Genomic DNA, 10177 nt, shown 5'->3' with positions numbered 1-10177 from the left:
TAGGGGCGCGGGGAACTGCGCATCTTTCAGGGGCGCGGGGAACTGCGCGACCAGCCCCCACGCACCCGCAGACGCATCACCGCCCGCCATCACCCCACGGCACCTGCGGCGACCGATACCACTCCATCCCCAGCGCATCCCACCGCTCAGCCTGCGCAGCAAGCCGCACCTTGTACCGCGACCAGTCATGCGACGCCGCCGAAGACCACCCCAACTCGGCAACCCCCGGCAACCTCGGAAACGCCATGAACTCGATGTGCTCGGAATTCGACAGCGTCTCCGACCACATCGGCGCCTCAACCCCCTTCACCGCACCACCCGGCACCCCCGGCAAATACGCCCCGGGATCCCAGTCATAAGACCGCCGCACCTCGACATACCCCGCCCACGACAGCCCCAACGGCGTCTCCTTCGTGTACTTCATGTCGAGATACACCCGGTCGGCAGGCGACAGAATCAGCCCCGTCCCACTCTGCGCGGCCTTCACCACCCGCGCCTTCTCCTCCGCACTCGTACTGTCGAGCCCCCAGTACTGCGCAAGAGCCCCCTTCGCCGGCGTGGCCCCGGTCAGCTGATGCCACCCGACGACCGTCTTCCCGTACTTCGCGACGACCGGCTGCACCCGGTCCATGAACGCGACATAGTCCTCATGGCTCGTGGAGTGCGCCTCGTCACCCCCGATGTGCAGGTACCTGCCCGGAGTCAGCGCGGCGAGCTCCCGAACGACGTCGTCCACGAAGTCGTACGTGATCTCCTTGCCGACACACAGCGAGCTGAACCCCACCTCGGTTCCGGTGTACAGCGGCGGAGCGACACCGTCGCAGTTCAGCTCGGCGTAGGAGGCGAGCGCCGCGTTGGTGTGGCCGGGCAGGTCTATCTCGGGAACGACCTCCAGATAGCGGGAGGACGCGTACCGCACGATCTCCTTGTAGTCGGCCTTGGTGTAGAAGCCGCCGGGTCCGCCGCCGACCTGCGTCGAACCGCCGTAGGCGGCCAGTCGAGGCCAGGAGTCGATGGCGATGCGCCAGCCCTGGTCGTCGCTGAGGTGCAGATGCAGCTTGTTGATCTTGTAGAGGGCCAACTGGTCGATGTAGCGCTTGACCTGGTCGACGGTGAAGAAGTGCCGGGAGACGTCGAGCATGGCGCCGCGCCAGCCGTAGCGCGGGGTGTCCGTGACGGTGCCGCCCGCGACCAGCCAGGGGCCGGGCTGGACGGAGTCCTTCTCGACGGCCGCAGGGAGCAGCTGGCGCAGGGTCTGTACGCCGTGGAAGAGCCCGGCGGGCTTGGCCGCGGTGATGGTGACGCCCTTGCGGCCGCTGTCGAGGCGGTAGCCCTCGGCTCCGAACGGGCCTTGGGCGAGCCGCAGTCGGATGCCTCCGGATCCTTGCGTGGTGACCGGGAGCCGGTACCCGGTGGAGGGCCGGAGGATCCTCGCGAGGTACTCGCCGACGCGACGGGCCTCGCCGGAGCCGTCGACGCGGATGTGCGTGCCGCGGGTGATCCGGTAGGGGGACCCGCTCGGGGCGACCGAGGCGGGTGCGGGGATCACACGGTCGAGCGGGGTGGGCGAGGCCGCCGGCGCGGGGGCGGCTCCGGTCACGGAGACACCCATCGCGACCAGCAGCAGGGAACCGAGAAGGCGGAGCGTTCTGTGGTGCTGTCTCACACGGCCGTCTCTCACAAGCGTGTCCCTTCCATGAGCCGTCTAGCTCCAAGAGGTCTGGACCACTATCGCGGGACACTGGTGGAACAATCCACCCCATGGCGGAAATCATCCAGAGAGACGGCTCCTGGACCTTCGACGGCGACGCCCTGCGGCTGACCCCCGGGCGGGACAAGAACGTGAGTCTGCTGCGCAGGGAACTGGGTGAACTGACCGTCCCGCTGGGGGCGTTGGCTGGAATATCGTTCGAGCAGGGCAAGAAGAGCGGGCGGCTGCGGCTGCGCCTGCGCGACGGTGCCGATCCGCTGCTGCACGCGACCGGCGGGCGCCTCACCGAGCCCCATGACCCGTACCAACTGCTCGTCGAGTCCGACCGCTACGGGGTCGCCGAGTACGTCACGGACGAGGTGCGGAGCGCGCTGCTCCTTGACCAGGTGCCGAGCGACCCGGTGACCGCGTATCTGCTGCCGGGTCCCTCCGTCCCCCTGTCGGTCTCCGCCGGAGACGGCACGGCCAGCTTCGACGGCGAGCGCATACGCCTGGAGTGGAACTGGAAGACGGAGGACGCCAAGGCCGCCGCCGGCGCCCGCACGCTCGCGCTCGGCGACATCACGGGCGTGGAGTGGCAGCCGGCGGCCGGCCTGGAGAACGGCTACGTCCGCTTCACCGTGCGCAACGCGCCCACCAAGGCCCCGCCCAAGTACGACCCCAACGCCGTGGAGCTGTGGGGCTTCAAGAAGGACCCGCTGATGGCCCTGGTCGCGGCGGCGGTCCAGGCCAGGCTTCCGCACCCGGCCGGGACCGCCCCCGACGTTCCTGCCGCGCGACCGGAAATGCCCTCTCTTCCGGTCGCGCCCGCGGAGGACGACCACGACGCCCTGCTGCGCCGCCTGCGCGAACTCGGCGAACTGCACCGCACGGGCGTCCTGACGGACGACGAGTTCGCGCTCGCCAAGCAGGCCGTCCTCAAGCGGATGTAACGCCCCGGGCACCCCGGGGCGCTACTTCGCGCGGCGCGCGATGGTGAAGTGGTCCACCCGCTCCCCGCTCTCGGCGATACCGCGCACCTGCAGCGTGGCCGTCCGCCCCTTCGGTGCCGGGGTGACGTCCACGCGCAGGAAGGAGTAGTCGAGGTAGCGCACCCGGGACCAGGCGACCGTCTCGTTCTGCTTGCCGCCCTTGACGTTGACGAACGAGGCCACGGAGTCCACGTCCTGCTCGTTGCCCTCGTAGGACAGCGGGGCGCTGAACGCGTAGAGGCTGCGGCCCGCCGCACCGGCCGTCACGTACACGACGCCGTCGGTCTCGGGGTAGGCCGTGCCGCCGATCGGCAGCTTCTTGGCGACCTTGTTCCCCTTGATGACGTCCGTGCGCTCGTACTGGTGGTTGTGGCCGTTGATGACCAGGTCCACGGTGTACTTCTCGAACAGCGGCACCCACTCCTGGCGCACGCCCCCCTCCGAGGCGTGCGAGGTGGAGGTGCAGTAGGCGCAGTGGTGGAAGAAGATCACGATGAAGTCGACGTCCTTCGACGCCCGGTACTTCTTCAGCTGGGCTTCCAGCCACTTGGTCTGGGTGCCGCCGGAGATGCCGAGGTTGGCCGGGATCTCGAAGGAGATGTCGTTGGCGTCGAGCGAGATGACCGCCGTGTTGCCGTAGACGAAGGTGTAGACGCCCGGCAGGTTCTTCTTGTCGGGGCCGTTGCCCGGGAGGTTCCAGCGGGCCTCCTCGCCGCCGTAGCCGCCTGGCGAGTACCAGGCCTCCATGTCGTGGTTGCCGTAGGCGGGCATCCACGGGACGGACTTGGCGACGGACTCGGTCTGGGCGAGGAACTGGTCCCAGATCCGCGAGTCGAAGCCGGTGTCGGAGGTCTGGCCCGAGCCGGACGGGTCGGCGTAGGCGATGTCGCCGGCGTGCAGATGGAAGGCCGGGTTCTGGCCGAGCAGCAGGCTGTTGTTGGCGAGGCCGTGGTAGCTGACGCCCTCGTCGCCGAAGGCCGTGAAGGTGAACGGCGCCTTGTGCGCGGGGGCGGTGGTGAAGGTGCCGAGGGTGCCCAGCAGGTGCGGTGCGGCCGGGTCGAAGCCCTGGTGGCCGACGCCGTAGTAGTAGGTCCGGCCCGGGCGCAGACGCGTCAGCTCGGCGTGCACGTAGTACTGGGTGTGGTCCCCGCTCGCGCCGACCCCGGCGGGCGTGAAGAGGGTGCGGACCTCGGCGTCGATCTTCCGGGAGAGGTCCGTGGGGTGGGCGCCGATCCGGATGAACGGCTTCTTGACGGCGACCGGGACCTGCCAGGAGACGGTCATCTCCGTGCGCGGGTCGGCGCCGTAGGCGAGGTGGCGGCCGAAGGGGGCGACGAAGGCACCGTCGACGGTCTCGGCCGCGGGAGCGGTGCGGGCGGTCGGTACGGCCGCCTGGGCGGTGGCACCCGGAACGAAGGCGCCACCCGCGACGGCGCCGAGTGTGACGGCCCCGCCTCTGATCATCGTGCGCCGGGAGAACCTGGCGCGCAGGTACTCGTGCTGCTCGGCCATGCTCATGCGCTCGGCGAGCCGCTCGGGTACGCCCATACGAGGAATGTCCATGGCGCCACAAATTGCTCGCCCGACACATCCGCCCGGGGAACAATCACCCATCAGACCCCCATGGGCGTCCCATAAGTGTTCCAACACTCATCTGCCCGAAACCGGGCAGATTTCTTGCGCAAGCGTCGCCGGTGCCTCAGGATCTAGCGAGTGCACGACGAACTCGTTGATCATCTGACGCGGTCCAGTCCCCTCAGCCGGGGCGAGGCACTGCGGGTGATCCAGGACGTGCTCGCGTACTTCGACGAGACGACCGAGGAGTACGTCCGTCGCCGCCACCGTGAGCTCCAGGCCCAGGGCCTGGTGAACACGGCGATCTTCGAACGGATCGAGGCGGACCTGAAATATCGCGCGGTGGCACCGCCGGAACTCTCGCTCCGGCAGCTGCGACGCATCGTCTACGGCTAGGAATACGTATACATGTGCGGAATCGTCGGTTACATCGGCAAGCGTGACGTCGCTCCCCTCCTGTTGGAGGGTCTGCAGCGCCTGGAGTACCGCGGCTACGACTCCGCGGGCATCGTCGTCACGTCCCCGAAGACCTCCGGCCTGAAGATGGTCAAGGCCAAGGGCCGTGTGCGCGACCTGGAGGCCAAGGTCCCGGCCCGCTTCAAGGGCACGACCGGCATCGCCCACACCCGCTGGGCCACCCACGGTGCCCCCTCCGACGTCAACGCCCACCCGCACCTGGACGCCGAGGGCAAGGTCGCCGTCGTCCACAACGGCATCATCGACAACGCCTCCGACCTGCGCCGCAAGCTGGAGGCGGACGGCGTCGAGTTCCTCTCCGAGACCGACACCGAGGTCCTGACCCACCTCATCGCCCGCTCGCAGGCCACCAAGCTGGAGGACAAGGTCCGCGAGACCCTCCGGCTCATCGAGGGCACGTACGGCATCGCCGTCATGCACGCCGACTTCCCCGACCGGATCGTCGTCGCCCGCAACGGCTCCCCGGTCGTCCTCGGCATCGGCGAGAAGGAGATGTTCGTCGCCTCGGACATCGCCGCGCTGGTCGCCCACACCCGCCAGATCGTCACCCTGGACGACGGCGAGATGGCCACCCTCAAGGCCGACGACTTCCGCACCTACACCACCGAGGGCACCCGCACCACGGCCGAGCCCACCACCGTGGAGTGGGAGGCCGCCTCCTACGACATGGGCGGCCACGACACCTACATGCACAAGGAGATCCACGAGCAGGCCGACGCCGTGGACCGCGTGCTGCGCGGCCGCATCGACGACCGCTTCTCCACCGTGCACCTGGGCGGCCTCAACCTGGACGCCCGCGAGGCCCGGCGGATCCGCCGCGTGAAGATCCTCGGCTGCGGCACCTCGTACCACGCGGGCCAGATCGGCGCCCAGATGATCGAGGAACTGGCCCGCATCCCCGCCGACGCCGAGCCCGCCTCCGAGTTCCGCTACCGCAACGCGGTCGTCGACCCCGACACCCTCTACGTCGCGGTCTCCCAGTCCGGCGAGACCTACGACGTCCTCGCCGCCGTGCAGGAGCTCAAGCGCAAGGGCGCACGCGTCCTGGGCGTGGTGAACGTGGTCGGCTCGGCGATCGCCCGCGAGGCCGACGGCGGCATCTACGTGCACGCCGGGCCGGAGGTCTGCGTGGTCTCCACCAAGTGCTTCACCAACACCACGGTCGCCTTCGCCCTGCTCGCCCTCCACCTGGGCCGCACCCGCGACCTCTCGGTCCGCGACGGCAAGCGGATCATCGCGGGCCTGCGCAAGCTGCCCGCCCAGATCGCCGAGATCATGGAGCACGAGGAGGACGTCAAGAAGCTGGCCCTGCAGTTCGCCGAGGCCCGCTCGATGCTCTTCATCGGCCGCGTCCGGGGCTACCCGGTGGCCCGCGAGGCCTCCCTGAAGCTCAAGGAGGTCTCCTACATCCACGCCGAGGCCTACCCCGCCTCCGAGCTCAAGCACGGCCCGCTGGCCCTGATCGAGCCGGCCCTCCCCACGGTCGCGATCGTCCCCGACGACGACCTGCTGGAGAAGAACCGCGCCGCCCTGGAGGAGATCAAGGCCCGCAGCGGCAAGATCCTCGCGGTCGCCCACCAGCACCAGGAGAAGGCCGACGAGACCATCGTCGTCCCGAAGAACGAGGACGAACTCGACCCGATCCTGATGGGCATCCCCCTCCAACTCCTGGCGTACCACACGGCTCTGGCCCTGGGCCGGGACATCGACAAGCCGAGGAACCTCGCCAAGTCGGTGACAGTGGAGTAGTTGGCCCTTTTTCTTGGGGGCGCGGGGAACTGCGCGACAAGCCCCCACGCACCCGCAGAGGCCAAACAAAGAGGACGGACCCCCAGGTGCTGCCACCAGCGCACAGGGGGTCCGTTTTCATCGCCGGGAAGCCGCCCAACCCCCCGGCCTGCGCAGCTAACCGGTGGCCGTCACGCCCCGACCAGCAGCACGCCGTCGCGGAACCGCCGTAGGCCAGTGCGCCAACGCCGCGGTCGCCGCATACCAGGCCACCGCCCCCGCGGCGACGGCGAACCACCCACCCACCTTCACGAGCCCGCCGTTACCGGCGAACTCGGCGATCGCCATGAGCAACAGGGCGACGAAGAACAGCCAGTACATCCCCTGCCCCAGCTGATCCCCACCCGCGAGCGTCAGAGACAACGCCACGAGGGCGAACAACAGCAGGAACAGCCCGGCCTCGTTGCCGGCGGCGCCGTCCGACACCGCCCACGTGAACCACAGCGCCCCGAGCACCGAGAACGCCGTACCCCCGGCGGAGTCCCCCTCCCGGAGGGCCATCAGCCCGGCGACGAAGAGGGCGATGCCGCCCACATACCGGGCGATTGACGCGGCGTCAGCGGCTGACACGCCGTCGATGACGGCCGTGTGTCCCAACCCGAAGGCCAACAGGGTGATTCCGAGGGCGAGTCGACCGACCACGGTCGTGATTCCGCTTCCCGCGGAGACGTCTTTGTCCACGGCGGGCTCCCTTCGTGCATGTGCAGTTGTGCGGTGCACCGTATATGCCCTTCACAAGGGCACAAACACCTCTACGCGCAAGTAGTTTTACGCGCTGCACAAGGGGAGTTGCCGCTCGGGGAAGCGTCAGGGAATGACGATGACCGGCCGCTGCGCCCGCTTGGCGAGCCGTCCCGCGACCGAGCCGAAGATGCGCCCCACGATGCCGTGACTCGACCCGACGACGATCGCGTCGGCCTCGTACTCCCGGCCGACCTCTTCGAGTTCGTGGCAGATGTCCCCGCCCCGCTCGACGAGGATCCAGGGCACCTCGGAGAGATACTCCGCGCACGCCAGCTCCAGCCCGAGCACCTCGGTCCGGTGGTCCGGCACGTCCACGAAGACGGGCGGCTCGCAGCCGGCCCACACCGTGGTCGGCAGCCGGTTGGCCACATGGACGATGATCAGGCCCGACCCGGAGCGATGGGCCATGCCGATCGCGTAGGCCAGGGCGCGCTCACTGGACGTGGAGCCGTCGAATCCGACGACGACGCCGTGCTTGAAGGCGGGATCGCAGGAATGGCGTGGCTCTTGTGCCGCCAGGGGCTCGGCCGCCGTGGGATCGGCGACGGGCCGCTTGCGGTCCGCTGGTTCGAAGAATTCGTGACCGGCCATGGCTGTCTCGGCGTTGTGATCCTTATATGGGGGACAACAGTGTGCGGCGGAGCTGTGTCCGGGAATGGTCTTCCCAACCCCATACCCCCAAGGGTACGGCGGCACGCCTCCTTAGCCCAGATCCCGCTCACGGAGCGTGCGGGTTCCAGGGAGCATGCACGAGGCGACGCCCGTAACGCAATGGTTGCTGCGTTGTACAGGCGGTTTGCACAGGATTCACTTACCCGTGGGGGTGAACCGATCACCCAGTGACCGACGCCGCCGCCGCGCGTTGAACCCCGTGAGTCACCCCACAGGGAGCACCCATGTCCGGACCCAGCATCGCCTCCGAGGCGGACCGCGCGGCCCCGCCGTCGCGGGACACCGCGACGGATGTGGTTCGCTGGGCGGCCTTCAGCTGCCTGCTCGTCCCGGTCGTGCTCCTCGGCTACGGCAGCTCCCTGGCCGGTGCCGCCGGCACCGCCCTCGGGCTCGCCGCCGTCACGGGCGCCTGCCGGGTGCTGCTGCGCCAGTCGGAGCGCGGCGCGGCCCGGCTGGCGGCCGAGGACCGGGCACCCCACCGGGGCCGGCACCACCGCACCGGAACGGGGTCGCACCGGGGCGGACGGCACACCGGAGGAGATACACCGGTCGGCTGACCGGTTTCAGTGCACGTGCACGATGGTTTTCAGCCAACTTCCCACACCCGTGCATCACCCTGCCGAAGCACCCCCCAACCCCCGTTCGACCTGCGCGGAAAGGGCCTCAGGGGACCTGCGCACCCTACGCGGATTGGCCACTGCGACAAGGCGCACTTCCCTGCACGCCCCACGAGTGCAACGCTTCGTGATCGAATGCTTCACGCCAAGTTGCCAAGTCGACAATGTGCCGAGTGCCGAACCGGCCACCTCGGCGCGACGGGACACAGTAGATTCGATCTTGACTGTCTACGGCGGGGGACTCGTGCAGGACCGAGGGGAAACGTGCAGGAGCGACACAACCGAGGAGCCGCGACCACCGAGGGGGGCTTAGCAGTATGAGCCACGACTCCACTGCCGCGCCGGAAGCCGGCGTCCGGAAGCTTTCCGGGCGACGCCGCAAGGAGATCGTCGCGGTGCTGCTGTTCAGCGGCGGCCCCATCTTCGAGAGTTCCATACCACTGTCGGTGTTCGGGATCGACCGCCAGGACGCCGGCGTGCCGCGCTACCGACTGCTGGTGTGCGGGGGTGAGGACGGCCCGCTGCGGACCACAGGGGGCCTCGAACTCAGCGCACCACATGGCCTGGAAGCGATCTCACGGGCGGGCACGGTCGTCGTACCGGCCTGGCGTTCGATCACTTCTCCGCCACCGGACGAGGCGCTCGACGCGCTGCGCCGCGCCCACGAGGAGGGTGCCCGCATCGTCGGACTGTGCACCGGCGCCTTCGTCCTCGCGGCGGCGGGCCTGCTGGACGGCCGTCCCGCGACGACACACTGGATGTACGCGCCGACACTGGCGAAGCGCTATCCGTCGGTGCACGTCGATCCGCGCGAGCTGTTCGTCGACGACGGGGACGTGCTGACGTCGGCGGGCACCGCGGCCGGAATCGATCTCTGTCTCCACATCGTGCGGACGGACCACGGCAACGAGGCGGCCGGCGCGCTGGCCCGCCGCCTGGTGGTCCCGCCGCGCCGGTCGGGCGGCCAGGAGCGCTACCTCGACAGGTCTTTACCAGAGGAGATCGGCGCCGACCCGCTCGCGGAGGTCGTCGCCTGGGCGCTGGAGCACCTCCACGAACAGTTCGACGTGGAGACGCTGGCGGCACGCGCGTACATGAGCCGTCGTACGTTCGACCGCCGCTTCCGCTCGCTGACCGGGAGTGCCCCGCTGCAGTGGCTGATCACGCAGCGGGTCCTCCAGGCGCAGCGCCTGCTGGAGACGTCGGACTACTCGGTGGACGAGGTGGCGGGACGCTGCGGCTTCCGGTCGCCGGTCGCCCTGCGCGGGCACTTCCGCCGCCAGCTGGGCTCGTCCCCGGCCGCCTACCGGGCGGCGTACCGCGCCCGGCGTCCGCAGGCCGAGCGGCCCCAGGACATCGACGGCGGACCGGGCGGTCCCGGAGGCGGCATGCCCGGCCACACGGGGCATCCCGGCCAGTCGCCCGCCCCGCTCCACCCGGAGCACCCGGTCCCGCTCCAGTCCCGCCGTACGGCGGCCGCGAGCGCGGTCGGATCGTCCCCGGCCCTGTCGGCGTCGGCCGCGTCCGACAACGGGCGGGAAGCCTACATATCGGCCCGGGCGAGTCTGCCGGGACAGCGCAGCGCGACGTGAGCCGGTGACCGGGCCCGCGGGGAGGAAGCC

9 protein-coding genes are annotated in these 10177 nt (G+C 69.7%); 5 read left to right on the top strand and 4 right to left on the bottom strand.

All coding sequences use genetic code 11. The features are described from left to right. Window positions 1-76 precede the first annotated feature (76 nt). On the bottom strand, window positions 77-1666 hold the full coding sequence (locus ACFT4A_RS24910) for a beta-N-acetylhexosaminidase (RefSeq protein WP_382833552.1): 1590 nt from the start codon (window positions 1664-1666) through the stop codon (window positions 77-79). Window positions 1667-1761: 95 nt separating this feature from the next. On the opposite strand from ACFT4A_RS24910, the gene ACFT4A_RS24905 reads away from it, so the two are divergent. After that, a complete protein-coding gene (locus ACFT4A_RS24905; protein ID WP_382833549.1) occupies window positions 1762-2643 on the top strand; it encodes a DUF4429 domain-containing protein in 882 nt (293 codons plus the stop codon). Window positions 2644-2664: 21 nt separating this feature from the next. Here the strand turns inward: ACFT4A_RS24905 and ACFT4A_RS24900 are convergent, their stop codons facing one another. Beyond that, window positions 2665-4230: a fibronectin type III domain-containing protein gene (locus tag ACFT4A_RS24900; RefSeq protein ID WP_382833546.1), complete on the bottom strand. Its 1566-nt coding sequence runs from the start codon at window positions 4228-4230 to the stop codon at window positions 2665-2667. A gap of 165 nt (window positions 4231-4395) precedes the next feature. Here ACFT4A_RS24900 and ACFT4A_RS24895 point away from each other — a divergent pair, with 165 nt between their 5' ends. Then, window positions 4396-4653, top strand: a complete 258-nt coding sequence (locus ACFT4A_RS24895; protein WP_184592987.1) for a hypothetical protein — start codon at window positions 4396-4398, stop codon at window positions 4651-4653. A gap of 12 nt (window positions 4654-4665) precedes the next feature. Beyond that, window positions 4666-6483 carry a glutamine--fructose-6-phosphate transaminase (isomerizing) gene (gene glmS, locus ACFT4A_RS24890; protein ID WP_215121199.1) on the top strand — a complete coding sequence of 606 codons (1818 nt, stop codon included), beginning with the start codon at window positions 4666-4668 and terminating at the stop codon, window positions 6481-6483. A gap of 156 nt (window positions 6484-6639) precedes the next feature. Here glmS and ACFT4A_RS24885 read toward each other — a convergent pair whose 3' ends face one another. Next, window positions 6640-7203: a GPR1/FUN34/YaaH family transporter gene (locus tag ACFT4A_RS24885; protein WP_382833543.1), complete on the bottom strand. Its 564-nt coding sequence runs from the start codon at window positions 7201-7203 to the stop codon at window positions 6640-6642. A gap of 126 nt (window positions 7204-7329) precedes the next feature. Next, entirely contained in the window at window positions 7330-7857 is a 528-nt protein-coding gene (locus tag ACFT4A_RS24880; RefSeq protein WP_382833540.1) for a universal stress protein, read from the bottom strand. Between the two features lie 305 nt (window positions 7858-8162). Here ACFT4A_RS24880 and ACFT4A_RS24875 point away from each other — a divergent pair, with 305 nt between their 5' ends. Together ACFT4A_RS24875 and ACFT4A_RS24870 are read left to right on the top strand one after the other, a co-directional pair. Continuing rightward, on the top strand, window positions 8163-8495 hold the full coding sequence (locus tag ACFT4A_RS24875) for a hypothetical protein (protein ID WP_382833537.1): 333 nt from the start codon (window positions 8163-8165) through the stop codon (window positions 8493-8495). A 377-nt stretch (window positions 8496-8872) separates the two neighbouring features. After that, complete coding sequence (locus ACFT4A_RS24870) at window positions 8873-10147, top strand: helix-turn-helix domain-containing protein (RefSeq protein WP_382833534.1); 1275 nt, start codon at window positions 8873-8875, stop codon at window positions 10145-10147. The last annotated feature ends 30 nt before the right edge of the window (window positions 10148-10177 follow it).

It is taken from the genome of Streptomyces sp. NPDC057099, assembly GCF_042671245.1.
Lineage (GTDB): Bacteria > Actinomycetota > Actinomycetes > Streptomycetales > Streptomycetaceae > Streptomyces > Streptomyces purpurascens.
The sequence above is the reverse complement of the archived record's forward strand: the minus strand, read 5'-3'. Positions and strand labels throughout refer to the sequence as shown.